Here is a 24,105-nt window from a genome sequence, read left to right as displayed (position 1 = left end):
TTTTCCTGGTGCACCCGGCAGCCTGGCCGCCGGGTGCACTAGGCTTCAAACCAACCAGCACCAGCGGTACGGCTGGTCAAAGAACTAACAAGGAGAAACGGGGACAATATGTCTGAAACCGTGAACTTACCGGCCCTTGGTGAGAGCGTCACCGAAGGCACCGTTACCCGCTGGCTGAAGCAGGTGGGCGATACCGTCGCCGTCGACGAACCCCTGCTCGAGGTTTCCACCGACAAGGTCGACACTGAAATCCCGTCTCCCGTGGCCGGCGTGATCGAGGAAATCCTCGTCGCCGAAGACGAGACCGCGGAGGTCGGGGAAGCCCTCGTCCGCATCGGTGACGGCTCCGGCGCATCCTCCGGCTCTTCCGACGCACCGGCTGCCGAGGAAGAAGCCCCGGCACAGGAAGAGGAACCTGCACAGGAAGCCCCGGCTGAAGAAGCTGCACCTGCACAGGACTCCGGCTCTGATGATTCCGGCTCGGGTGACAGCACCGACGTGACCCTTCCCGCACTGGGCGAAAGCGTCACCGAAGGCACCGTCACCCGCTGGCTGAAGTCCGTAGGCGACGAGGTTGCCGTGGACGAACCCCTGCTGGAGGTCTCCACCGACAAGGTCGACACCGAGATTCCGTCCCCGGTTGCAGGCAAGCTGCTCGAAATCAAGGTCAACGAGGACGAGACGGCCGAGGTCGGCTCCGTCCTGGCCGTCATCGGTTCGGGTTCCGCTGCTCCGGCCAAGGCCGAGCCCAAGGAAGCGGAACCGGTTGCAGCTGCTCCGTCGACTGAGCGCGACGAGCCTGTCGCCGAGCCGAAGAAGGAAGAAGCCCCCAAGCAGGAAGCCCCCAAGCAGGAAGCTCCCAAGCAGGAGGCTCCCAAGGCAGAGGAGCCCTCTTCCGAGGGAACCTACGTCACCCCGCTGGTCCGTAAGCTGGCCAACGAACACGGCGTTGACCTCTCCACGGTGAAGGGCACCGGTGTGGCAGGCCGCATCCGCAAGCAGGATGTGCTCGCCGCTGCCGAGTCCAAGAAGGCCGAGACTCCTGCAGCCCCGGCTGCAGCTGCTTCGTCCGAGAAGGCCGCACCGGCCAAGATCAGCGAGGAAAGCGCCAAGCTGCGCGGCACCACGGTCAAGGCACCGCGGATCCGCCAGACGATCGCGCGCCGCATGGTGGAGTCCCTGGACTCGTCGGCCCAGCTGACCCAGGTCCACGAAGTCGACATGACGCGCATCGCTGCCCTCCGCCAGCAGGCCAAGGCAGGCTTCAAGGAGCAGAACGGTGCGAACCTCACGTTCCTGCCGTTCATCGCCAAGGCTGTCGTCGAGGCGCTGAAGCAGCACCCGAAGCTCAACGCGTCCTACGACTCCGAGAGCCAGGAAATCACCTACCACGACGCCGAGCACCTGGCCATCGCGGTGGACACCGAAAAGGGTCTGCTGGTTCCCGTCATCAATGACGCCGGCGACCTGAACATCGCCGGCCTGGCCAAGCGCATTGCCGACGTCGGTGCGCGGACCCGCAGCGGGAAGATCGGCCCGGACGAGCTGTCCGGCGGTACCTTCACGATCACCAACATCGGCAGCGTCGGAGCCCTCTTCGACACGCCGATCATCAACCAGCCCCAGGTCGGAATCCTGGGCACGGGCGCAATCGTCAAGCGCGCGGTGGTGCGCACCGATGAGGACGGCAATGACACCATTGCCATCCGTTCGATGATGTACCTCTCCCTCACCTACGATCACCGACTGGTGGACGGCGCCGACGCCGGCCGATTCCTGCAGACGCTGCGGGCACGGCTGGAAGAAGGCAACTTCGAGGCCGATCTGGGTCTCTAGCACCAGATTCGCGGTGGGCGCCCCCCCTTGGGGGTGCCCACCGTCGTTTAAGGCATCTGGCCTGCAATTTTCTACTCGTTGTAGAATAGTTACCGTTTAATTGTTATCCGCTGACATAGTGTCGGTAACATCGAAGGCATGGACTTCCTTCATAGCTTCCTCGTTTTCCTCCACATCCTTGGCGCAGGACTGATCGTCGGCATCTGGGTCGCCAGGATCAAGAACCCGACCGTCATGCCCGGCCAGTTCCACGCGGCGCTGCTGCAGCTGGTCACCGGCATCCTGCTGGTCGGCATGAATGAGATGGGCGACGGCGACGTCAACCACCTGAAGGTCGGAATCAAGCTTGCAATTGCCCTGGCCATTGCCGTCATGGCGTTCATCGGCCAGCGCAAGTACAAGAAGGACCAGCCCGTCCCCGGCGCACTGGCTAACGGCGTCGGCATCCTGACCGTTGTGAACGTCGCACTCGCCACCATGTGGTAACAACTGACTAGGCCCCGCCCGGGGGTCACCGAATGCCTCCCCTCCTTTCCTGGACGGGAGGCATTCTTTTTGTATGCCGAAGTCCCACGGAGCTGGTGGTGCGGGGGTCTGGCTGGAATAGGCATGACCTGCAAGGATGGGCCGCAGCCGGGGACACCGGCCCCGGCCCACCCCCTCGAAGGAGCACTCATGGCTACTGTCCGCTCAGCCCATACCGTCTGGAACGGGGACCTCTTCCATGGAAGAGGTGAAGTCACGCTCGACTCCTCTCATCTCGGTACGTTCGATGTCACCTGGAAGGCACGCGCTGAGGAAGCCGACGGGCGTACCAGCCCGGAAGAACTGATTGCCGCGGCCCACTCCGCCTGCTTCTCCATGGCCTTCAGCAACGCGCTGGCCGAGGCCGGCAAAACCGCTGAACGCATCCACACTTCCGCCGAGGTCACCTTTGTTCCCGGAACCGGGATCACGGGCAGCCACCTTACGGTTTCCGCCGTCGTCCCCGGCCTGACAGCGGAGGAATTCACGGACATCGCAGAATCAGCCAAAACCGGCTGCCCCGTCTCGCAGGCCCTGGCGGGCATCACCATCACCATGGAGGCCTCGCTGGAAGCCTAGTCCCGCACGTCCCGCCAGCGCCGCCCGGTGCCACCCAGGCGAAAAGGACCTCTCCCGCCCGGGAGAGGTCCTTTAGGGTATTGCCGGTCAGTCGCTGCGCGTACGCTCGCTTATAAGCGAGCTTGGCAGCGAGCCAAGGGAGCGGTTTCGAGACAGCCGCAACTGCGTTCTGAAGGTGAAGACATGAACCTCACGCCCAAGGAAATCGACAAACTGTACGTGTATCAAGTGGCCGATCTGGCCCGCAAACGACGCGATCGGGGAACCAAACTCAACGTCAGCGAGGCCACTGCCCTGATCTGCGAGGCAATCCTGGAAGGGGCCAGGGACGGCCGGACCGTGGCGGAGGTGATGGAGCTCGGCAAAACCATCGTCTCTGAGAGCCAGTGCATGGACGGCGTCCGTGAGCGGCTGCCCCTGCTGCAGATCGAGGCGACCTTCGTCGACGGCAGCAAGCTTGTCTCCTGCCACGATCCCATCGGAGTGTGAGTTGACGCGGCGCCCGGAGCCGGGCGCGGCGGTGGTGCTGGTTGGAGGACACGAGAGCGGGAACGGCGCGGATCTTTCCTTCGTGCCGGACCTGATGCCCGGTGTCTTCGTCAGTCCGGCCGGCCGGTCCCTCCACAATCTGCTCACACAACTGCTCGACCGGGGCGGTGACGTTTCCGGTTCCGGCCCCCAGCCGGTAGTGGTGCTTCCGATGACCTTTGGCCGCAACCCCACCCTCATTGCCGACACGGCGAAGACACTTCACTGGCTCTCAGCGGCAGGCGGCACCACAAACGCCGGGCCACAGCTGGCCCTGTCCGAGCCCTTCGGAACCCCGGACCATCTCACGGCCTGGCTGAGAACCGCAGCCACCGAAGTGCGGCGGCGGGAGGCGGCATCCGCAGTGCTGATCACCGCGGATGCCGCCAACCCCTTCGATGACGCCGATCTCTACCGCATCTCCCACCTGGTCCGCACCCATGGAGCGGGCATCCCCGTTGAGACGGCGGCGGTCAGCAGCGTGGAAGCACTTCTGGAGGCTGTTCAGCGGCTCCGGCTGCTCGGCAGCACGCACGCCTTCGTGGTTCCGGCCGGTTTCCGCCGGGCAGCAACCGTGTACTCGGACGTGGTGCCGTACGGCGAAGGAGGGTTCTCCGGTGTCGAGTTCTACGGCGCGCTGATGAGCGAAAAAGCAGTGCTCCGGGTAATCAGTGAGCGTGTCCGCGACACGCTGCACGCCCTCAGCCACGGCCGGACCGGCGTGGAAGCCGGCCTGCAGGCCGACCACGGCCACGGATACGCCCACTCGCACGCCTTTGAGGAGTCCGGCGGGCACTCCCACCCGCACAGCTCCGGGATGGCCGCCGGCCATCCGCACAGCCATCCCCGCCCCGATCGGCAGGAATTGACCGGGTCCCCACCGCACAACCACATGCAGCGCCCTGCGCGCTAGGGAAGGACACATCATGATGGGCAGCCCCACCTATGACCACAAGCAAGAGGACATTGAGATCAACGCCGGACGGCCAAGCGTCACCCTGCTGGTAAGCAACACCGGCGACCGGGCCGTGCAGGTTGGATCCCACTTCCACTTCTTCGAAACCAACAAGGCTCTCCTGTTCGAGCGCGAACTCGCGTACGGCATGCACCTGGACCTGCCGGCAGGTACCGGAGTGCGTATTGAGGCCGGCGACACCCGGGAGGTGACCCTCACCGCCTATGCCGGCGGTCGGCGGGTGATCGGCTTCAACAACCTCGTCGACGGAGGCCTCGACGCCGCTGACACCAAGATCCGCGCCATGGCACGGATGAGGGAACTCGGGTTCCAGGACGGCAAGCCGACCGCCAAACCCAGCGCGAACAACCAGGGCGGTGCGGCGAAGGTCGGCTCCGCAAACGAGGGGAAGAACTGATGGCGAAAATTTCGCGTAAACAGTACACGGACCTCTTCGGTCCGACCACCGGCGACCGGGTCCGTCTGGCCGACACCAATCTGGTGATCGAGATCGAGAAGGACTTCAACGAGGGCCATTACGGCGACGAAGTTGTCTACGGCGGCGGCAAGACCGCCCGCGACGGCATGGCCGCCGACCCCCAGGCAACTTCCGCTGAAGGAGTCCTGGACCTGGTCATCACAAACGCCATCATCCTGGACCCGATTCTCGGAGTCGTTAAGGGCGACATCGGCATTCGTGACGGCAAGATCGCCGGGGTCGGCAAATCCGGGAACCCGCATACCCAGAGCGGAGTCGATCCCCGTCTTGTAGTTGGACCAGGCACCGAACTGCTGGCCGGCGAACACTTCATTGCCACCGCCGGCGGCATCGACTCCCATGTGCACTACATCTCCCCCGAGCAGGCCCTTGCGGCCTTGTCCAACGGCATCACCACGCTCTTTGGAGGCGGCACGGGGCCCACCGACGGCACCAACGGCGTCACGACCACTCCCGGTGTATGGAACCTCGGCAGGATGCTCCAGTCGATCGAGGGGATGCCCGTCAACATGGGCGTGCTCGGCAAGGGGAACGGATCGCTGCCGGATGCCCTGATCGAGCAGATCGAGGGCGGTGCGGCGGGACTGAAGGTCCACGAAGACTTCGGTGCGACACCCGCTGCGCTGAGTATGGCGCTTTCCGTGGCTGACGACTACGACATCCAGATCTCGGTGCACACCGACAGCCTCAACGAGGCCGGTTACGTGGAAAACACGCTCGACGCGATCGACGGCCGCACCATCCACACCTTCCACACCGAGGGCGCCGGCGGCGGGCACGCACCGGACATCATCAAGGTGGCCGGCCACCCCAACGTGCTGCCCTCGTCCACGAACCCGACGCTGCCCTACACCGCCAACTCGGTGGACGAGCTCCTCGACATGGTGATGGTCTGCCACCACCTCTCCCACGACATCCCCGAAGACGTTGCCTTCGCCGACTCCCGGGTACGGGCCGAGACGATCTCGGCCGAAACCGTCTTCCACGACGAAGGCATCATCTCGATGGTGTCCTCCGATTCCCAGGCTATGGGGCGGATCGGCGAGTCCTTCATGCGCACCTTCCAGATCGCCCACCACTGCAAGGACCAGCGCGGCAAGCTGCCGGAAGACAGCGCGGACAACGACAACTTCCGGGTGCTGCGCTACCTGGCCAAGATCACCATCAACCCGGCCATCACCCAGGGCGTGTCTGACTACATCGGTTCGCTGGAAGCGGGGAAGATGGCGGACATCGTCCTCTGGCCGATCCAGTCCTTTGCAGCCAAGCCCAGGCTGATCGTCAAGGGCGGGCTGATCAACTGGGCGCTGATGGGAGACCCGAACGCTTCCCTGCCCACCCCGCAGCCGGTGTTCTACCGGCCCATGTTCGGCGCGCAGGGCAAGGCACTTCAGAGCACCCGGGCAACCTTCATGTCCCAGGCCGCCATCGACACGGGCGTGCCGGAACAACTCGGGCTGGAAAGCCAGGTCTTCCCGGTGCACCGCTGCCGCGGCATCGGCAAGGAACACATGGTCCGCAACAATGCCACGCCTGACATCACCGTGGACCCGGAGACCTACGACGTCAGGTACAACGGCACGCTGGCCTCCATACCCCCGGCACAGTCCCTCCCGCTGACCCAGCTGTTCTTCCTGGCTTAGGGGCGGCGCATGTCGGATATATCGCAGCTGCTCACGAGCCTGCAGTTCGCAGACTCTGCCTTCCCCAGCGGTTTCTACACGATGTCGCACGGGCTTGAGGGCTACAGCCAGGCGCGGCTTGTCAAGCGCGGCGACGTGCAGCCGCTGCTGGCCGGGCTGCTGCTGCACTCGGTCGGTCCGGGGGACGCAACAGCCCTCGCCGCAGCGCACCGCGCGGCGTCCGACGGCGACGTCGACCTGGTGCAGGAAATCGACCAGCTCCTCTTCGCTTCCAAACTGAACGCGGAAATGCGCAAGGCGTCCGTGCGCAGCGGGCACCAGCTGATCGATCTGGGTGCCGAGCTGATGGAGCAGCCGATCCTCGCCCGATACGCCGAACGGGTGCGCAGCCGGGCCACGCCCGGCTGCCAGCCGGTCGTGACGGCAGCGGTGTATGCAGCCGGCGGGGTCCAGACCCGGCAGGCCGTGGCATCGGATCTGTTCGCCTTCTCGGCCAGCTTCGTCGGTGCCGCGCTCCGGCTGCGGCTGACGGACCACCGGCATGCCCAGGCGGTCCTGCTGGAAACGGCCGCCGTGATAGAGCAGGCGACCGACGCCGCCCTGGAACGGGACCTGGCTGACCTCGGCGGCTGTGCGCCAATGGCGGATGTCATGTCCGCCCGGCATGAGAAAGCCGACGCACGGCTCTTCGCCAGCTAGGGAAGCAACAACCAGCGCGCACCGGGCGGATGCGCGGACACCCAGCGATGGAACGTACTTTGGAAATGAGGAAGATATGAGCGAGAACGTGTTGAGGATCGGAATCGGCGGACCCGTGGGCAGCGGCAAGACTGCGCTGACGGAGGCCCTCGTTCCCCGGCTCATCGCGGCCGGACGGACCCCCGGCGTCATCACAAACGACATCTATACGCAGGAGGACGCCCACCACGTCCGCCGGGAACTGGACGGCATCCTCGATCCCGAGCGGGTGATCGGGGTGGAGACCGGTTCCTGCCCGCACACAGCAGTACGTGATGACCCGACCATGAACCTTGCTGCCGGTGCGGAGATGCTGGACCGGTTTCCCGAAATCGATACCCTCATCTACGAGTCGGGCGGAGACAACCTGACCCTCACGTTTTCACCGGCCCTGGCGGACGTGTTCGTGTTTGTGCTGGACACTGCGGAGGGTGAGAAGATGCCCCGCAAGCGGGGGCCGGGAATCACCGACAGTGACATCCTGGTGATCAATAAAATCGATATTGCACAGTACGTGCGCACCAACCTCGACGTGATGGAGAGCGATGCCCACCGGGTGCGTGATGGCAGGCCGGTAGTGCTGACGAACTCCCTCACAGGGCATGGGGTGGACGAACTCCACCAGCAAATCATGACGCAGTGGAACGGCGCCAAAACTGAGCTCATCGGATGACGGTCAACGCTGCGGATCCGCGAAGCGCTTCACCGTCACCGCTGACTTCCGTTCCCCCGCTACCAGAACCCCGGACCGGAGGGCGGTCGCCGAGCACCGGCGGTTACCGGCTTGAACCGGCGTACTACGAACCGCTCCGGGTTCCGGAGGAAGTACTGCAGCATACCGGCGCTCCAACCGGCCTGCCCGTCGGCAGTCCCGGAAAAGTGGGCATCCTGCAGCTTGGCTTCGACCGCAACCGCGGGCGCACCGAGCTGGTGCAGCATTACCAGAAGTCACCGCTGCAGATCATGAGGCCGCTGTACTTCAACCTGCTGCGCCCCGACCTGCCCTACACCTACCTCATGTCATCCGGCGGAGGCATCCTTCAGGGCGACCGGCAGCGCACCGACATGCGCTTCGGTCCGGGAACATCCGCGCACGTGACCACCCAGGCGCATACCCGCGTGTACCGCATGGACCACGGCTATGCCACTGCCGTCATGAACATCGAGGCCGGCGAGGGTTCCTACGTGGAGTATCTGCCCGACCCCGTTGTGCCCTTTGCCGATTCGCGCTTCTACCAGCAGACGTCGGTAGTGCTCGACGAGTCCGCGACGCTGGTGCTGGGTGAGACCGTGTACGCCGGCCGGCTCGCCCGCGGTGAGCGTCATGCCTACGACGTGTACGCCTCCGATCTCGAGGTGCGGCGGCCGGACGGCAGGCTGGTGGCCCTGGACCGGGTACGGCTCTGCCCCAAGGACGATACCGGGGTTGGGGAAGCGGGAGGCGTAAACGGGCTTGGCGTACTCGCCGGCCACGATGTGCTGGCGATGCTCTACGTCTTCACTCCCCTGGTTCCGGCTGCCCAGCTGGCCGAGACCGTGAACCTGGCGGTCAGCGAAAGCGGCGGCGACCTGATTTTCGGGGTCAGTACGCTGCCCGGTGACGCCGGCGTCTGGATGCGGCTGGTGGGCAACGACACCGTGGCTGTGGCGGCAGCGAACACGGCCGCGGCCGCTGCCGTACATGAGCTGCTGACCGGGAAACGGGCACCCGTGATCCGGAAAACCTAGGAAGGTTCTGACCTTGCGCAAACACTCGAACGCGCTGGCGGAAGCAGCGCCGCCGCAGCGCTCCTACCGGGCGCAGGTGACGCTCGCGTTCATTCCGGTCATCGCACTGCACATCGCGGGCTTCGGACTCTTCTTCTTCCTGGTGGAGCCGCTGCACCTGCAGCTGGGTTCCTCCGTCTTCGGGGTGGGCATCGCCGTGGTGGCCTACGTGCTGGGCGTACGGCATGCGTTCGACGCCGACCACATCGCGGCCATCGACAACACCACCCGCAAGCTGGTGGACCTGCGCCGCCCGGCCGCCGGCGTCGGCCTGTTCTTCTCCCTGGGGCACTCCACCATCGTCTTCCTGATGGCTGCGCTGCTGGCGCTCGGCGTGAGCTGGGCAGTGGGACTGAGCGATGACGGCAACGGCGTACGCAGCGGCCTCGGGGTGTTTGGCACTGTTGTCTCCGGCGTCTTCCTGCTGGTGATCGGGCTCATCAACGCCGTCGCGTTCATGGGGATCCTCAAGGTCTGGCGGGCATCGCGCAACGGGGACCTCGACGAGCTCGAACTGGAGCGCCATCTGCAGGGACGCGGCATCATCAGCCGTGTCCTGCGGCCGCTCATGCGCACCATCGACCGGCCGGGAAAGATGTACTTTGTCGGGTTCCTGTTCGGGCTGGGCTTCGACACCGCCAGCGAGATTGCGCTGCTGGTGCTGGCCGGAACGGGAGCGGCAACGGGGCTGCCGTGGTATGCCATTCTCTGCCTGCCGCTCATTTTCGCCGCCGGCATGAGCCTGTTCGACACGCTGGACTCCGCGGTCATGGTGCGTGCCTACGGCTGGGCGAGCGTCAACGCGGTACGCAAGGTCTATTACAACCTCACCATCACCGGACTCTCGGTGATGATTGCTGTCATGATCGGCGGGATCGAGCTGGTCGGGCTGCTGAATGAGAAACTCGGGCTGCGCGACCCGCTCACCGGATGGGTAGCCGGCCTTGACCTGGAGAACCTGGGCTACATCATCGTGGGCACGCTCATTCTGGTCTGGATCATCTCCACCGCCTACTGGAAGTTCGGCAGGGTGGAGGAGCGCTGGGCCGTGCCCAACGGACGGGGCAGCGCCGGTGCAGCAGCGGCGGACAGGCCCCGGGAGAACGAGCACGGGGAGGAGAGACCATGAGCAGCGCCGGTGCAGCAGCGTCACGTCCCGCCATCTCAGGCTCCGGCTGGGTGACCGGCTGGGGCCAGGGACTGTCGCAGATCTTCTTCCAGAGCAACATCTACACGGCGCTCCTGATCCTGGCCGCCTTCGCCGTAGCCGACTGGCGCATGGCCCTGCTGGTACTGACCGGCTGTGCGGGAAACACGGTGGGAGGGCGTCTGCTCGGGGCAGAGGCCTCCTCGGTGACGTCGGGCCTGCAGGGCTTCTGCGGCGCACTCGCCGGTGCTGCAACCTTCTCTGCTGTCGGAGGTCAGTGGCAGGCATATCCGATCGCGCTTGTCGGCGGTTTGCTCTGCGCTCCCGTGACGTGGCTGGTGGTCGCCCTGTTCACGAAGACACCGCTGAAAATCTATGCGCTGCCTTCCACGACGGCACCGTTCTGCATCGTGGCAACCGGGATACTGCTCAGCACCCAGGCCCTGCACGTGAGCGCGGCACCGTCGTCCACCATTGATTCGGAGCCCCTGGCCTTTGCGCGCTCACTGCTGACGAATGTGTCCGAGGTTGTGCTGGTCAACAACGTCTGGTCCGGGGCCCTGATCCTGCTCGGACTGTTCGTTGCCAGCTGGAAAGTGGGCCTGGCCGGGCTGCTCGGCAGCGTGGTGGGCAGCCTGTGCGCACTGGCGCTCGGTGAGTCCCTCACGGAAACCGCGAACGGCCTGGCAGGCTACTCGGGCGTGCTCACCGCCATTGCACTGGCCGTGGTCTTCCTGCGCAGCAGCACACTGTCCTGGATACTCGCCGTCGTGGGAACGGCCGTCACAGCCGTGGTGACCCTGCTGATGCACGAGCTCTCCGGACCCACCTACACCTGGCCGTATATCCTCACCACGTGGGTGTTCCTGGTGATAGCCCACTACATTCCCGCTGCCAAACGGCCCTAGGCTACAGGGAAGCGCCGATCCAGAGGCCGAGCACCGCAGCGGCTACGGAGAACACCAGCATCACGACACCGCTGATGAACGATGCACCGTAGCGCCCCTGTTTGATCAGCTGCACGGTCTCATAGCTGGCCGTGCTGAAGGTGGTGTAGCCGCCCAGGAATCCGGTGCCGATCACAATGCTGAGGTCCGTCGGTACAACACGCTCCATGGTGAGTCCGGTGAGCAGGCCCAGGACAAGGGAGCCGGAGACGTTGATGATCGTCGTCGCCCACTGGAACGTCGTCTTAAGGCGGGAGCGGATGAGTCCGTCCACCAGGAACCGGACCGCCGCGCCCACCCCGCCGGCCAATGCGAGCAGAAGGAATACCCAGAAAGTCATGAGCCGGCCCTCCGTCCGGTCTGGCGTTGCCGTCCGGACGACCGGGCGTTAACCGCGCTGGCAGCGGCGATACCGGCCCAGGTGGCGACGGCGCCCACGATCACCGTGCCGAGCGCGTAGATCACTGCTGCCCAGGGCAGGGCGTCGCGGAACAGCACGGCCGTGTCGGTAGCCAGCGAACTGTACGTGGTGAAACCGCCGCAGAATCCGGTGCCAAGCAGCAGCTTGAGGTTTTTGCCGGTAGGCCGTGAGCTGTCCAGACGGGTGACTGCCTCGTAGAGATAGCCGAGCAGGAAGGCGCCGATCACGTTGATAATCGGGATTGCGACCGGCACCTCGCCGAGATTCGGGATGACCAGGGAGAGGCCCTCGCGGCTGGCCGCACCGGCCGCACCGCCGAGGGCAACAAGCGCGATGGGCGCCCAGCGCAGGTGCGGCGGGCGGAGGCCGGGGCTCATTCCCCCGTCCGATCCTGCGCGGTGTCGGCACCGAGGGCACGGGCGGGGATCACGAGGACCGGGCGCAGCTGGCGGCGGGCAAGGTTCACGGCAACGGACCGGTTGAACAACTCCTGGATGCTGCCGCCCAGGGAGCGTTCGTGGGTGCCCACAACGATCATGGCGGCGTCGACGGTGTCGGCGAGGTGGCCGAGGGCCGCAGCGATGTCTCCGGGGATGGCCAGCGTGCGCCAGGAAACGTCCGAATCAGCGAGAATCCCGGCAAGGTCGGAGGCCAGCCGGGAGTCGAAGCCGACCTCGCGCTCGTCGGCGAAATCGGGATCTATCGGGGAGCTGTCCATGGAGCCGTCTGGAGATTCGCCGGTGCCGAAGCGGCCAGGGTTCACGTGCGCGCAAATCAGCTCGGTTCCAAACCGTTCGGCGAAGCGGGCAGCCTGCAAAACCACATGCGGCGGCTGGCCTGGAGAAACGCCGACGACGACCGGGTGCTTCTGGGGGGAATCCGGGGAAGTGCCCATCGTCTGAGATTACTCCTGCGTCACTCCTCTATCTACGCTGCCCCACCGGCCTAGAGTTCGGTGAGCAGGATTCCTGCCGCCCACGGGCCGCAGTGAAGGAACCCTCCCGGCAGGAGAATTCCTTCACTGCGTCCGGTTTCCTACTTTGCCGACTGGTCCGCTGACCCGGGAGCGTGCGCACCGGCCTGGGGCCTCGGCGGCAGCGGTGCAGGCCGGAGCGTGGGATAGCCTTCCCGGGCCGGCGGCTGGTCTGTGGGCAGTTCGGAGAGCATCTCCTTCAGGATCGCCACCCCGTGCTCCAGCTGCGGGTCCTCGCCTGCCGCATACGCATGCGGCGGGTACGGGACCCCAATGTCGGGTTCGACGCCGCGGTTCTCTACCCCGAAGCCGACTCCCCCGGTGAACCAGAAGGCATAGCGCGGCTGGGTGACCGATGTACCGTCCGCCAGCTGGAACCGGCCGTCGATGCCCACAACGCCGCCCCACGTCCGGGTACCGATAACGGGCCCAATCCCACGCAGCTTGGCTACCTGGGTGACGATGTCGCCGTCGGATCCGGCGAACTCATCCGAGAGGATGACCACCGGGCCCCGCGGGGACTGCGCCGGGTAGGTCCCGGCCTGTTCCCCGCGCGGCAGGCTCCAGGCGGTGACCTTACGGCCGATCAGTTCCGCTACCAGCTGCGAAGTGTGCCCGCCGCGGTTATGCCGGACGTCGATGATCAGGGCATCTTTAGCCGCTTCGCTGTCCAGGTCCCGGTGCAGCTGGGCCCAGCCGCTCGCGACCATGTCCGGTATGTGCAGGTAGCCGAAGCTTCCTTCGGAGGCGCTGCGGACAGCCCGCCGGTTGCCGTTCACCCAGTTCTGGTAGCGCAGCCTCTCTTCGCTGCGCAGCGGGACGACGGCGATTCGGCGGTGCTGCGGTGCCGGGTCCTCGCCGCCGCGGACGATGGTCAGTTCAACGGCACGGCCGCCCGCGCCCACAAGCAGCGCCGCGGGGCCCTTGTCCGCCGGTACCGGAAGTCCGTCCACGGCAGCGATCACGTCTCCGGGCCGAACGTCAGCTCCCGGAGCGCTCAGCGGGGAGATGGCCTGCGGGTCAGAGGACTCCGCGTCCAGGATCCGGGTGACTTCCCATCCTCCAGCTCCCGGCCGCAGGTCCGCGCCCAGGAAGCCCTGCGCTCCGGCACCGGCTTCGGCCACGGCCGGAGGCGTCACGTAGGCATGCGACGTGCCCAGTTCACCGTGCAGTTCCCACAGCAGGTCCACGAGGTCGTCATGCGAGCCCAGGTTTGCCACCAGCGGACGGTAGCGCCCGTGCACGGCTTCCCAGTCCAGCCCGCCCATGTCCGGAGCCCAGAAGAAGTCCCGCTGCAGCCGCCATGCTTCGTCAAAGGCCTGGCCCCACACTTTGACCGGTTCCAGCAGCACGCGGATCCGGGAAAGGTCCACAGTGGTGTTCTCGGCAGAGTCCTCTTCCGTCCGGGACGCAGCGGGCACGGCCCGCAGCCGGTGCTCATGACGCAGCACCACAGTGCTGCCGTCGCCGCTGAGCTCATAATCCTCGAGCGCAGGGACCAGGACTGACACGTCCTTTTTGCCCAGGTCGAAGCGTTCAAGCCGCTTGCCCGGGTTACGGTCCGCGGAGGTAGCCCGCCCGTCGCCGGTGACGCCGTAGACGTCCTCGGCGAGCCAGAGCAGGGCACCGTCGGCAGCACGGAGTTTGGAGTAGCGCCCCTGCGGGACGGGTACCGCGATGATGCGCTCGGCGAGCCGGTCGAGGTCAACCGCCGTATCAGCTGCCTGGCCCGGGCCGTGGTGGGGATCATCCGATTCCACCGGTGCCGCGGGTTCGGCCGGCTCCACCACGTGGGCGGCCGGACCGAACGGAGACGGCGTGGCCGCGGCAAGCGCCACCATGAAGGGCTTGGTGGACGTCGGGAATCCCAGGTCGAAACCGTGGGTGTCGTAGACCGGGTCGAAGCTGCGCTCCGAGAGGAAGGCGAGGAACCGGCCGTCCCTGGTGAAGGAGGGGCTGTGGTCGTGGAACCTGCCGTCCGTCACGTCCTGGATCTGCTCTGTGGTTCCAGCTGTCTTGCGGAGCCGGATCCTGGTGCGTGCACCTTCGCCGGCTACGGGCTCCGCCCATGCCAGCCAGCGGGAATCAGGGCTGAAAGCGAGGTCGTCCACCGCCCCGTGGCCGTTGTCCGCCACCAGGGAAAGCTCGGCCGCCTCAACATCAAGGAGGTAAACCTGCCCGAATTCCGTTGCCACTGCCACAAGCCGCCCGTCCGGACTGGGAAGCAGCTCAGAGGTCCGCGTGGGAGCGGGAAAGGCAATTCTGGTGAGCCCGGATTCCGCAGCGGTGTCCTGGGAGGCCAGCACTGCTTCCGAGGCGCCGGTACCCGAAGCCGCTGAAGGATCCTGCGGCTGCGTCCCCGCGTCGCTGCCCGCTGGAGCATGAGCCGGCAGAGCCGCGCCCGACGCCGAAACCGGTTTGGGCAGCTCAGGCTGCTCCTGCACCGCGGCCGGTGCTGCCGGAGCTGACGAAGAAACCTCCCGCTTTTCGGTTCCCGCAGGGAGGGAGCCGAAGACGTCCTTGATGAACAGTGCTTCCTCGTTTCCCGGGTCCGCAACGAAGACGGCCCGCCCGCCGCTCAGCGGCCGGCCCAGGCGTGCACGGACGCCGGCGGTAGCTTCGATCACCCGTGACGGGCCGTCCTTGTGCGTGAGCCAGTGCAGCGTGCCGTGGCTTTCCACCACACTGGACTTCCCGGTGGCGTCCGGGGCGGCAGCGCTGAGGTGGCGTGCCACGTTCAGCGGACGGGGACGCCGTCCGGTGCCCGCGGATCCCAGGGTGATGTCGAGGCGGACAGGCTCAGCCTCGAGGTCTGCCAGGAGCCACAGTGCCCCTGCCGATTCGAAGACGATCCGGGCGCCGTCACTGGAAGGATGCCTGACGTAGAAGTCCTCGAAATCGGTGTGCCGGCGCAGGTCCGTGCCCGAGGGCGTGACGGAATAGATATTTCCGTGGCCCTCGTGGTCCGAGAAGAACGCGATCCTGCCCTGTATCCACATCGGGTAGGCAAGGTTTCCGTCAAGCTCGGGCACCAGGCGGGTAAACTCCCCGTTGCCGTCCGCATCGATCCAGAGTTTGCCCGCCGTGCCGCCCCGGTAGCGCTTCCAGCGGGCCGGTTCACGGCTGAGGACGGAGCCGAGGACCATGGGACGCTCGTCCCCCAGTGCCGGGCCCTCAGCGAGAGTGTCCAGCGGCCCGTAGGGCAGGCGCACCGGAGCTGAACCGTCCAGCGGCACCTCATAGGCCCAGCGGAGACGGAAATCTTCAAACTCGTGGGGGGTCGTCGCAATGATTCTCCCGGCCGAGCTGAAGCCGCGGACCCGCGTGTGGGGATTGCCCCAAAAAGTGAGCTGGCGGAAGTCGCCACCCTCCGTGTCGGCAGTGACTACTTCCGGGGCCCCTCCCTGGACAACGGTCCAGGCGATCCGGGACCCGTCAGGTGAGAACCTGGGGTTGCGGGCGGGCATCTGCAGCGAGGAAACACGCCAGGCCCGGCCACCGTCCAGTGGGGCAACCCAGACATCATCCTCGGCCACGAACGTGACCCGGTCGCCGTGAAGGTCGGGATAGCGGAGGTAGGGAGTTGAGCTCATAGAACGATCCTATCTTTGCGCTCCCCCGCCCCCGGTTTCCCCGCCAGGCAGAACGGCAGCGATCCGCCATCCGCTGTCCGTCCGTACCAGGTCCAGCACCACATCCCGGCCGGAGGCGGCACCAGGCGGGCCAGCCGGGGACCCGTCGGCCCGGACGCGCTGGAAACCCGAGCTCTCCATGGAAACAGCGACCAGCTCCCGGTCGGTCCCGGAGCCCCCTTCCCCCGCGGAGACGGCCCGCAGGACGTCCAGGCGGAGCCCGGAAAGACGTTCACCCTTCTCCTTCAGCCGCCCTACCTCGACCGAATCCGCCTCCTCCGCCGGGGAACCAGCCAGGTTTACCCAGCCGAGCAGCGCCGGATCGCCGCGTTCAAAGGACCGGGCACGCAGCGTGGACAGGACATGCACTGCCGCCAGGGGGTCCTGGCCCTGCAGCACGGAAAGCTCATAGTCAGAAGGAACGTCCTGATCTGCCTGTCCCGGGTCGCCGGAGGCACCCGCAGAGGGGATGTGATCAGCCTCCTCTTCGGGCACCGCCGCCTCTTCGGGCACGTTGGTGCCGGAGGGTGCCTCTCCGGCCGCCCCGGCAGCCGGAACATCCGTTGCCGCCGGCAGCAGGAGTTCCTTCGAGGGACCGAGCAATTCCGGCGCCAGCACCGCCACGGCTCCGCAGACAGCCGTCACCGCCACGATTCCTGTTGCTGCGCCGAGCCACAGCTTCCTGAATCGCTGCCCGGCTGCCCGGCGCACCCTTACGGACCCGGGGTGCCCGGTTTCCTGTGGCCAGGCTTTCTGCAAGCCGAACCGCGGGCGGCGCCTTCGCCGGCGCCCGGGGTGGGCGGCGTCCCGGGCAGCACGCCGGGTCTGCGTGTCCGGCTGGATGCCGGGAGGGACAGTTGCCGGCAACTGCAGCGGTTCAGCGTCAACAGCCCGGAAGACTCCGACCGAGAATTCCTCCGCAGTGGGCCGCCTTCCGGCATCCTCGTCCAGGGCTGCTTCCAAGAGGCTGCAGAGACGCGGGTTTCCTCCGCCCAGCGCGACAATCAGCGGCGGACGCAGACCCGGCTTGAGCGGCCGCCCGGTCAGCATCAACCAGCCCAGCGCTCCTAGCGAGTAAACGTCGACCTCCGGCCCTGGTGCGGAGGAGCCGGCACCTGTGCGCAACTCCGGCGCAGAACCCGTGCTTCCCACCGGGACATCCTGCTGCCCGGGAAACATCCGGCCGGTGCCAAAGTCCGCCACCAGCGGCTTGCCGTTGGCCGTGAACAGTATGTTCCCCGGCGTGACAGCACCATGAACGGCACCATCGGCGTGCAGGCAGGCCAGGGCACGTGCCGCTGCCGTCAGCACGGTGACCACTTCACCCTCTGAAAGTGTTCCCCGGAGCGCCAGCAGCCCGGCCAGGCTGCCCCCGGCAGCGTATTCCAGCAAGAGGCCCGGCCCTTCCTCCGTGTTCAGCAGCCCATGGATGCCAAGGAGGTTCTCGTGCTGCAGCCGGGTGAGGATGGTGACCTCGCGCCTGCGTTCAAACTCTTCCGCAGGGTCCTGCCGCCGGTGCGGAACCTTGAGGGCGAAGCAGGCGCCGTCGGCCAACCGCTGCGCAAGCCAGACGGTGCTGTGGCAGCCTTCCCCGAGCAGCCGCCCGATGCGCCATCCGGAACCGGGCACGACCGGACGGCGCACGGTCTGCTCCCCCTGTCCGCCGCCGTCCGGCGCCGACCCGGCCAGCCCCGGGCTGTGCGGGTCCTCCGTAGCGTTCATGGGGACAGTTCTAGCGGGTCCGCGACGCTGCTGCAGGAGTTATCCACAGACAGGGGGCAACGTGATGTGATTCACACCGGCGGGTCTGGAGAACAGCCACTAGGCTGTCCCCTATGGATCTGCACTTTGTGCGCGCAGGGCTCGCTCCGGACTTCCTTGACTACGACGACGGATGGGCACTCCAGCGCACTGCCCACAGCGAGGTTCGGGCAGGCAGCAGGGCAAACACCGTCTTCCTGCTGGAGCATCTTCCCGTCTATACAGCCGGCCGCCGCACCGAACCGCATGAGCGGCCTTTTGACGGTACTCCGGTGATCAACGTGGACCGGGGCGGCAAACTCACCTGGCACGGCCCCGGGCAGCTGGTCGGCTACCCGGTACTCCGCCTTCCCGATCCGGTCCTCATCGTCGACTATGTCTCCGCCCTCGAAGAAGCGATCATCGGCGTACTCTCCGACCATGGACTGGCCGGAGCACGGATCGAGGGACGCTCCGGCGTCTGGATCCGCGGTACCGGCGGGAGCCGGGACCGGAAAATCGCCGCGATCGGAATCCGGGTAGACCACGGTGTCACCATGCACGGATTCTCCCTGAACTGCAGCAACGACCTGGCGCCCTACAGCCAGATCATTGCGTGCGGCATCACCGACGCCGGGACCACCTCGATCAGCGCTGAGACCGGCAGGACCGTGACACCTGCCGACGTCGTCGGGCCGGTGGAAGCGCGGCTGCGGCAGAGCCTTGGCACATTGCATGCCTCAGCTGCCCACTCGGATCCGGAACGCCGGGCAGAGTCCGGCACTTACAACGAAGGAGTCCTGAAGTGACACTTGCCCCCGAAGGCCGCCGCCTCCTGCGGATCGAGCAGCGCAATGTGGCCGTTCCGGTGGAACGCAAGCCGGACTGGATCAAAGCCAAGGTCAACATCGGACCCGAGTACGTGCAGCTGAAGGGGCAGGTGAAGAAGGAGGGTCTGCACACCGTCTGCGAGGAAGCCGGGTGCCCCAACATCTTCGAGTGCTGGGAAGACAAGGAAGCGACGTTCCTCATTGGCGGTTCCGAATGCACCCGGCGCTGCGACTTCTGCCAGATCGATACGGGCAAGCCCTCCGCGCTGGACAGGATGGAACCGCTGAAGGTGGCACGCTCAGTGCAGTCCATGGCACTGCGCTACGCCACGGTTACCGGTGTGGCCCGGGATGACCTGGAGGATGAAGGAACCTGGCTGTACGCAGAGACAATCCGCCAAATCCATGCGGTTAACCCCGGCACCGGCGTCGAAATCCTGATCCCTGATTTCTCCGGCAAACCCGAGTACATCCAGGCGATCTGCGACGCGGCGCCGGAAGTGTTCGCACACAACGTCGAGACGGTGCCCCGGCTGTTCAAACGGATCCGGCCCGCCTTCCGGTATGAGCGTTCCCTCGACGTAGTTTCCCAGGGGCAGGCTCTGGGCATGGTCACCAAGTCCAACCTGATCCTGGGCATGGGCGAAACGCGGGCGGAGGTAACGGATGCCATGCGGGACCTGCGCGATGCCGGGTGCGACCTGCTCACCATTACGCAGTACCTGCGTCCCAGCGATCGCCATCTCCCGGTGGACCGCTGGGTCAAGCCGGAAGAGTTCGTCGACCTCAGCACCGAGGCGGAGGAACTGGGGTTCCTGGGCGTCATGAGCGGACCCCTGGTGCGGTCCTCCTACCGGGCCGGCAGGCTGTGGGCGGGAGCGATGCGGAAGAAGGGACGCGAAGTCCCGGCAAACCTTGCACACATCGGGGATTCCGGGACAGCCGCACAGGAAGCATCGGCGGTCCTGGCGCGCCGTTAGCTAAGCGTTTTCCACGGTGCGGGACCCGCTGCGCGAATGATCCCGGCGGGTGCTCCGGCCAGCCGTGTCACGCGGAGAAGATGCGGGGACTTCATCACGTAGAATTGACGCATTATGGCCAACAGCACTGATTCCGACGCATCCAAGGGCGCCCGCCGCGGCCTCTTCTCACGTAAGCCGAAGGCTGAAAAGAAGAACAAGCAGCCAGGCCGCATGAAACAGATCGCCGACGTCTTCAAGATGACGCGGCGCAACGATCCCATGGTGGTTTGGTGGATGGTGGGGGCCTTCCTGGGCATCATCGCCGTCGGCCTGATCATCGGTTTCCTGATCAACAACTGGGTCACGATGCTCATCATCGCGATCCCGCTGGGCCTGCTCGCCGCCGTCTTCATCCTTTCGCGCCGTGCCGAACGGGCCGCGTTCTCGCAGATTGAAGGGCAGCCCGGCGCCTCCGGCGCGGCACTGAGCGTCCTCCGCCGGGGCTGGATCCTCGAAGAGCAGCCCGTAGCCGTCAGCCCGCGCACCCAGGACGCAGTCTTCCGCGCCATCGGCCGCCCGGGCATCGTCCTGGTGACTGAAGGACCTGCCAACCGCGTCCGTGTCCTCGTGGACGGTGAGCGCAAGAAGATGAACCGCATTGTGCCCAACGTGCCGGTCCACGTTATCCAGACCGGCCGCGGCGAGGGCCAGGTGCCCCTGCAGCAGGTGGCCAAGAAGGTCCGGAAGCTCAAGAAGTCACTGACGAAGCAGGAAGTCCAGGCAGTCAACAAGCGGCTCTCCGCACTCGGCCAGCGCCTGCCAATCCCCAAGGGCATCGATCCTTACCGTGCGCGCCCGGACCGCAAGGCCGCACGCGGGCGCTAACCGCCGCAGCCACGCCGTTACCGCGTACGAAAAGGGCCCCGGAGTGATCCGGGGCCCTTTTGTGCTCTTGGGGGGGTTCTACCGGCCGTGTTTGACCTTCACCAGAACGGTGCTCATCACCCGGTCGTGCAGGCCGCGCTGATCCGCATCAAAGATCAGGGCTGGAATCACCAGGCAGAGCAGCAGGGCACGGACGACGCCGGCCAGTGGTCCGGCGGCGCTCCCATCGAGTTTCTGAACCTGAAGGCTGAAGACCCGGTGGCCGATGCTGTACCCCAGCAGCCCCACCAGGACGATCTGTCCGCGGCGAACACCAGGAGGATGGAAATTTCCGTCCCTCCGAAGAACGCGTAGGCAATGACCGAGGCCAGCGCCCAGTCAATGATGATTGCACCCAGGCGCGGGCCCACCCGCGCAATCGAGCCGGGACCCGAACGCGGGCGTCCAAGCCTCCGTCCCGGCCAGTTCTCTTCGTCGGACGGCGGCCCTTCGAGCCATGAACCAATGCTTCGTCTGTCAACCACCGTTTAAGACTACCGGGTGGGGCTGCGCGCTCCGCCCCACTGTGACGACGCCCAATTATGCCCCGGGGAGTGGTCACAGGCTAGGGTGGAGCCAGGGGCCCCGGTGCACGAAACGTTTCCGAAACATTGGTGACATGGGCGGGTAACGGGGTGCTCCTAGACTTACTGCTGTTACCGGCCGTCGCGGAACCGGCGCCGGTGCATGGACAGGTCCACCGCCCGAGGCCCTTCCACTCAAACTTGTAAAAGGAGCATAAAAACGATGTTCAAGAATGCGGACGAGGTCCTCAAGTTCATCGCTGACGAAGAAGTTAAATTCGTCGACATTCGATTCACCGACCTGCCCGGCGTGCAGCAGCACTTCAACGTGCCGGCAAAGTCCGTCGATGCCGATTTCTTCGTCAACGGCCAGCTCTTCGACGGATCCTCCATCCGCGGTTTCCAGGGCATTGCCGAGTCCGACATGCAGCTGATCCCGGACGTGACCACCGCGTTCCTGGATCCGTTCCGCATCGAGAAGACCCTCGCCCTGAACTTCTCCATCGTCAACCCGCGTACCGGTGAGCCGTACCACCGCGATCCCCGCGGCGTAGCCGAGCGCGCCGAAGCCTACCTGGCTTCCACCGGCATCGCCGACACGGCGTTCTTCGCCCCCGAAGCCGAGTTCTTCATCTTCGACAACGTCCAGTACGAATCCGCTCCGCAGGGCAGCTTCTACAAGGTCGACTCGATTGAAGCTCCCTGGAACAGCGGCCGTGAAGAAGAAGGCGGCAACCTGGGCAACAAGACTCCCTACAAGGGCGGTTACTTCCCGGTCGCTCCCGTGGACAAGCAGGCTGACCTGCGCGACGCCATCTGCGTCGAACTGGACAACGTCGGCCTCGAGGTCGAGCGCTCCCACCACGAAGTCGGCGGCGCCGGCCAGGCCGAAATCAACTACAAGTTCACCACGCTCACGCACGCTGCCGATGACTTGATGAAATTCAAGTACATCGTCAAGAACGTTGCCGATGCCTGGGGCAAGTCCGCGACGTTCATGCCGAAGCCGATCTTCAACGACAACGGCTCGGGCATGCACTGCCACCAGTCGCTGTGGAACGGCGGCGAGCCGCTCTTCTATGACGAGAAGGGCTACGCCGGCCTGTCCGACGTCGCACGCTGGTACATTGGCGGCCTGCTGAAGCACGCTTCCGCCGTCCTCGCTTTCACCAACCCGACGGTCAACTCCTACCGCCGCCTGGTCAAGGGCTTCGAAGCCCCGGTCAACATGGTCTACTCGCAGGGCAACCGCTCGGCCGGTATCCGTATTCCGATCACGGGCTCCAACCCGAAGGCCAAGCGCATCGAGTTCCGCGCTCCGGATCCCTCGTCCAACCCGTACCTGGCGTTTGCTGCGCAGCTGATGGCAGGCCTGGACGGAATCAAGAACCGGATTGAGCCGGCTGACCCGATCGACAAGGACCTCTACGAGCTCCCCGCCGAAGAGGCCAAGCACATCCAGAAGGCTCCGGGCTCCCTTGAGGAAGCCCTGGAAGCGCTGGAAGCCGACAACGAGTTCCTGCAGGCCGGCGGCGTGTTCACCCAGGACATGATCGATGCCTGGATCGAGTACAAGCGCGAGAAGGAAATCTTCCCGCTGTCCCTGCGCCCGAACCCCTACGAGTTCGAGCTCTACTACGGCGTCTAGGACGTCCCGCCGCTAAAGCGGCGATGGTCCGCTGAAGGGTCCGCGCACTGCCGGGAGGCAGAGTGCGGACCCTTTTGTATTGCCCGGCTGGCGGGGGAAACATGGTTTCGGGTCAGCCTTGACCCGTCCCGGAGGCTGGGACAGTGTGGATCCATGCCTGGATTAACCGATGTTCTGTGGGACAGCCTGGAAGCCAGGGTTTCTTCGGGATGGTGCCCGGGGCTCGTCGCGGGCGTGCGGATCGGCGGTGAGGTGGAGGTACACGCCGCGGGTACCTATGCACTCGATGACGTCCGTCCCATGAACCCCGCAACGCCGTTCCGGATCTCCTCCCTCAGCAAACTGGTGGGAGGCGCACTGGCCCTGTCGCTGGTTGCGGACGGGACGCTGGACCTGGACGACGACGTCTCCCGCTGGCTTCCCGACCTGGCCGAACTCCGGGTGCTGGCCACGCCTGACGCGCCGCTGGCCGTGACGGGCCCGGCGCGGGGACCGATGACGCTCCGCCACCTCCTGACCATGACCGCAGGCTTTGGAATCGATTTCGGACCGACGCCCTACGCCGCAGCTACACGCGACCTGCTGTGGGGCCCCACTCCCCCGGCCCTGGCCCCCGACGAGTACATGGCCCGGCTGGGAAGCCTTCCGCTCGCTGCGCAGCCCGGTGACCGGTGGATGTACCACGCAGGTGCCGACGTGCTCTCCGCGCTCCTGCCGAAAGTGGCCGGCATACCGCTGAGGGATCTGCTGGCGGAACGCATCACCGGCCCCCTGGGACTTGCCGGAACGGATTTCCCGACAGGGCAGGAGGAGTTTCCGGCGGCCTATGAAGCCACCGCCGGCGGTCTTCTCGAGGCGGCAGCCTACCAGGACGCGTTCGCGTCACCGCCGGTCTTCGAGTCCCTGGCCGGCGGCCTTGTCTCCACTGTTCCGGACTTCGTGTCGTTCTTGGCGGCGCTGGCCGATGATGTCCTGCTTCCGGCCGGGCTGGGTGCCCAGATGACCTCCGACCAGCTCACGGACGCCCAGCGGCCCGGATTTGCCGAACTGGCCGGGCCGGAGGAATCCTGGGGCTTTATGAGTGCGGTACAGACCGGTCCGGGCGCGAGCTGGTCCGAACCCGGCATGTGGGGCTGGGCAGGAGGTTCCGGCACCAGCGCCGCCGTCTATCCGAACGGGGACATCGGGGTGGTCTTCACCCAGCGCTTCATGGCCGGTCCGGATGAGAACTTCGACTGGTTCTGGGCGCCGTTCGGCCAGGCGCGCAGCCAAGCAGCCTCGGGCTGA

The 24,105-nt window shown here is 66.0% G+C and carries 22 protein-coding genes and 1 pseudogene; 17 read left to right on the top strand and 6 right to left on the bottom strand.

Annotated elements, in window-relative coordinates; all coding sequences use genetic code 11:
* Positions 1–108 precede the first annotated feature (108 nt).
* From sucB to NF551_RS06935, 12 genes are all read left to right on the top strand, one after another.
* Positions 109–1,836 (top strand): 2-oxoglutarate dehydrogenase, E2 component, dihydrolipoamide succinyltransferase, encoded by a 1,728-nt coding sequence (gene sucB, locus NF551_RS06990; RefSeq protein ID WP_227897089.1) that lies wholly within the window; start codon positions 109–111, stop codon positions 1,834–1,836.
* 138 nt (positions 1,837–1,974) lie between these two features.
* Positions 1,975–2,322 carry a hypothetical protein gene (locus NF551_RS06985; RefSeq protein WP_227897091.1) on the top strand — a complete coding sequence of 116 codons (348 nt, stop codon included), beginning with the start codon at positions 1,975–1,977 and terminating at the stop codon, positions 2,320–2,322.
* 189 nt (positions 2,323–2,511) lie between these two features.
* The gene (locus NF551_RS06980) at positions 2,512–2,940 is read left to right on the top strand and encodes an OsmC family protein (protein ID WP_227897092.1); all 429 of its coding nucleotides are present in this window, start codon (positions 2,512–2,514) and stop codon (positions 2,938–2,940) included.
* A 183-nt stretch (positions 2,941–3,123) separates the two neighbouring features.
* The gene (locus NF551_RS06975; RefSeq protein ID WP_227897094.1) at positions 3,124–3,429 is read left to right on the top strand and encodes an urease subunit gamma; all 306 of its coding nucleotides are present in this window, start codon (positions 3,124–3,126) and stop codon (positions 3,427–3,429) included.
* Between the two features lies 1 nt (position 3,430).
* Positions 3,431–4,381, top strand: a complete 951-nt coding sequence (locus tag NF551_RS06970) for a sirohydrochlorin chelatase family protein (protein WP_227897096.1) — start codon at positions 3,431–3,433, stop codon at positions 4,379–4,381.
* 13 nt (positions 4,382–4,394) lie between these two features.
* Positions 4,395–4,841 (top strand): urease subunit beta, encoded by a 447-nt coding sequence (locus tag NF551_RS06965; protein WP_227897097.1) that lies wholly within the window; start codon positions 4,395–4,397, stop codon positions 4,839–4,841.
* Complete coding sequence (gene ureC / locus NF551_RS06960) at positions 4,841–6,565, top strand: urease subunit alpha (protein ID WP_423722253.1); 1,725 nt, start codon at positions 4,841–4,843, stop codon at positions 6,563–6,565. The genes NF551_RS06965 and ureC overlap by 1 nt, the downstream gene beginning before the upstream one ends.
* Positions 6,566–6,574: 9 nt before the next feature.
* Positions 6,575–7,264 (top strand): urease accessory protein UreF, encoded by a 690-nt coding sequence (locus tag NF551_RS06955; RefSeq protein WP_227897098.1) that lies wholly within the window; start codon positions 6,575–6,577, stop codon positions 7,262–7,264.
* 76 nt (positions 7,265–7,340) lie between these two features.
* Positions 7,341–7,976 (top strand): urease accessory protein UreG, encoded by a 636-nt coding sequence (gene ureG, locus NF551_RS06950; protein WP_227897099.1) that lies wholly within the window; start codon positions 7,341–7,343, stop codon positions 7,974–7,976.
* On the top strand, positions 7,973–9,031 hold the full coding sequence (locus NF551_RS06945; RefSeq protein ID WP_227897100.1) for an urease accessory protein UreD: 1,059 nt from the start codon (positions 7,973–7,975) through the stop codon (positions 9,029–9,031). The genes ureG and NF551_RS06945 overlap by 4 nt, the downstream gene beginning before the upstream one ends.
* A 13-nt stretch (positions 9,032–9,044) precedes the next feature.
* Positions 9,045–10,199 (top strand): HoxN/HupN/NixA family nickel/cobalt transporter, encoded by a 1,155-nt coding sequence (locus NF551_RS06940; protein ID WP_227897101.1) that lies wholly within the window; start codon positions 9,045–9,047, stop codon positions 10,197–10,199.
* Positions 10,196–11,125: an urea transporter gene (locus tag NF551_RS06935; RefSeq protein ID WP_227897102.1), complete on the top strand. Its 930-nt coding sequence runs from the start codon at positions 10,196–10,198 to the stop codon at positions 11,123–11,125. Before NF551_RS06940 ends, NF551_RS06935 begins: the two co-directional genes overlap by 4 nt.
* Position 11,126: 1 nt before the next feature.
* Here NF551_RS06935 and crcB read toward each other — a convergent pair whose 3' ends face one another.
* The 5 genes from crcB to NF551_RS06910 all read right to left on the bottom strand — a co-directional run bounded on the left by crcB (position 11,127) and on the right by NF551_RS06910 (position 17,912).
* A complete protein-coding gene (gene crcB / locus NF551_RS06930) occupies positions 11,127–11,504 on the bottom strand; it encodes a fluoride efflux transporter CrcB (protein WP_227897103.1) in 378 nt (125 codons plus the stop codon).
* The gene (locus tag NF551_RS06925; protein ID WP_227897104.1) at positions 11,501–11,962 is read right to left on the bottom strand and encodes a fluoride efflux transporter FluC; all 462 of its coding nucleotides are present in this window, start codon (positions 11,960–11,962) and stop codon (positions 11,501–11,503) included. Before NF551_RS06925 ends, crcB begins: the two co-directional genes overlap by 4 nt.
* Positions 11,959–12,480 (bottom strand): universal stress protein, encoded by a 522-nt coding sequence (locus NF551_RS06920; RefSeq protein WP_227897105.1) that lies wholly within the window; start codon positions 12,478–12,480, stop codon positions 11,959–11,961. The genes NF551_RS06925 and NF551_RS06920 overlap by 4 nt, the downstream gene beginning before the upstream one ends.
* A gap of 140 nt (positions 12,481–12,620) precedes the next feature.
* Positions 12,621–16,151, bottom strand: a complete 3,531-nt coding sequence (locus NF551_RS06915; RefSeq protein WP_227897106.1) for a S41 family peptidase — start codon at positions 16,149–16,151, stop codon at positions 12,621–12,623.
* 9 nt (positions 16,152–16,160) lie between these two features.
* Positions 16,161–17,912, bottom strand: coding sequence for a serine/threonine-protein kinase (locus NF551_RS06910; protein ID WP_227897107.1), 1,752 nt, complete (start codon positions 17,910–17,912; stop codon positions 16,161–16,163).
* Between the two features lie 104 nt (positions 17,913–18,016).
* Here NF551_RS06910 and lipB point away from each other — a divergent pair, with 104 nt between their 5' ends.
* The 3 genes from lipB to NF551_RS06895 all read left to right on the top strand — a co-directional run bounded on the left by lipB (position 18,017) and on the right by NF551_RS06895 (position 20,607).
* Positions 18,017–18,739: a lipoyl(octanoyl) transferase LipB gene (lipB, locus tag NF551_RS06905; protein ID WP_227897190.1), complete on the top strand. Its 723-nt coding sequence runs from the start codon at positions 18,017–18,019 to the stop codon at positions 18,737–18,739.
* Positions 18,736–19,740: a lipoyl synthase gene (gene lipA, locus NF551_RS06900; protein WP_227897108.1), complete on the top strand. Its 1,005-nt coding sequence runs from the start codon at positions 18,736–18,738 to the stop codon at positions 19,738–19,740. Before lipB ends, lipA begins: the two co-directional genes overlap by 4 nt.
* A 114-nt stretch (positions 19,741–19,854) precedes the next feature.
* Positions 19,855–20,607: a DUF4191 domain-containing protein gene (locus NF551_RS06895; protein ID WP_227897109.1), complete on the top strand. Its 753-nt coding sequence runs from the start codon at positions 19,855–19,857 to the stop codon at positions 20,605–20,607.
* A gap of 78 nt (positions 20,608–20,685) precedes the next feature.
* On the opposite strand, the pseudogene NF551_RS06890 reads toward NF551_RS06895, so the two are convergent.
* Positions 20,686–21,131 (bottom strand): annotated as a pseudogene (locus NF551_RS06890) (RDD family protein).
* Positions 21,132–21,393: 262 nt separating this feature from the next.
* Here NF551_RS06890 and glnA point away from each other — a divergent pair.
* Entirely contained in the window at positions 21,394–22,818 is a 1,425-nt protein-coding gene (gene glnA / locus NF551_RS06885; protein WP_227897111.1) for a type I glutamate--ammonia ligase, read from the top strand.
* A gap of 153 nt (positions 22,819–22,971) precedes the next feature.
* Positions 22,972–24,105 (top strand): serine hydrolase domain-containing protein, encoded by a 1,134-nt coding sequence (locus NF551_RS06880; RefSeq protein ID WP_227897112.1) that lies wholly within the window; start codon positions 22,972–22,974, stop codon positions 24,103–24,105.

The organism is Arthrobacter caoxuetaonis, assembly GCF_023921125.1.
GTDB classification, from domain to species: Bacteria; Actinomycetota; Actinomycetes; order Actinomycetales; family Micrococcaceae; genus Arthrobacter_B; species Arthrobacter_B caoxuetaonis.
The sequence above is the reverse complement of the archived record's forward strand: the minus strand, read 5'-3'. Positions and strand labels throughout refer to the sequence as shown.

Coding starts and splice junctions, on each gene's coding strand:
- sucB (WP_227897089.1), top strand. CDS start 109: ATGTCTGAAACCGTGAACTTACCGGCCCTTGGTGAGAGCGTCACCGAA.
- NF551_RS06985 (WP_227897091.1), top strand. CDS start 1,975: ATGGACTTCCTTCATAGCTTCCTCGTTTTCCTCCACATCCTTGGCGCA.
- NF551_RS06980 (WP_227897092.1), top strand. CDS start 2,512: ATGGCTACTGTCCGCTCAGCCCATACCGTCTGGAACGGGGACCTCTTC.
- NF551_RS06975 (WP_227897094.1), top strand. CDS start 3,124: ATGAACCTCACGCCCAAGGAAATCGACAAACTGTACGTGTATCAAGTG.
- NF551_RS06965 (WP_227897097.1), top strand. CDS start 4,395: ATGATGGGCAGCCCCACCTATGACCACAAGCAAGAGGACATTGAGATC.
- ureC (WP_423722253.1), top strand. CDS start 4,841: ATGGCGAAAATTTCGCGTAAACAGTACACGGACCTCTTCGGTCCGACC.
- NF551_RS06955 (WP_227897098.1), top strand. CDS start 6,575: ATGTCGGATATATCGCAGCTGCTCACGAGCCTGCAGTTCGCAGACTCT.
- ureG (WP_227897099.1), top strand. CDS start 7,341: ATGAGCGAGAACGTGTTGAGGATCGGAATCGGCGGACCCGTGGGCAGC.
- NF551_RS06945 (WP_227897100.1), top strand. CDS start 7,973: ATGACGGTCAACGCTGCGGATCCGCGAAGCGCTTCACCGTCACCGCTG.
- NF551_RS06935 (WP_227897102.1), top strand. CDS start 10,196: ATGAGCAGCGCCGGTGCAGCAGCGTCACGTCCCGCCATCTCAGGCTCC.
- crcB (WP_227897103.1), bottom strand. CDS start 11,504: ATGACTTTCTGGGTATTCCTTCTGCTCGCATTGGCCGGCGGGGTGGGC.
- NF551_RS06925 (WP_227897104.1), bottom strand. CDS start 11,962: ATGAGCCCCGGCCTCCGCCCGCCGCACCTGCGCTGGGCGCCCATCGCG.
- NF551_RS06920 (WP_227897105.1), bottom strand. CDS start 12,480: ATGGGCACTTCCCCGGATTCCCCCCAGAAGCACCCGGTCGTCGTCGGC.
- NF551_RS06915 (WP_227897106.1), bottom strand. CDS start 16,151: ATGAGCTCAACTCCCTACCTCCGCTATCCCGACCTTCACGGCGACCGG.
- NF551_RS06910 (WP_227897107.1), bottom strand. CDS start 17,912: ATGAACGCTACGGAGGACCCGCACAGCCCGGGGCTGGCCGGGTCGGCG.
- NF551_RS06895 (WP_227897109.1), top strand. CDS start 19,855: ATGGCCAACAGCACTGATTCCGACGCATCCAAGGGCGCCCGCCGCGGC.
- glnA (WP_227897111.1), top strand. CDS start 21,394: ATGTTCAAGAATGCGGACGAGGTCCTCAAGTTCATCGCTGACGAAGAA.
- NF551_RS06880 (WP_227897112.1), top strand. CDS start 22,972: ATGCCTGGATTAACCGATGTTCTGTGGGACAGCCTGGAAGCCAGGGTT.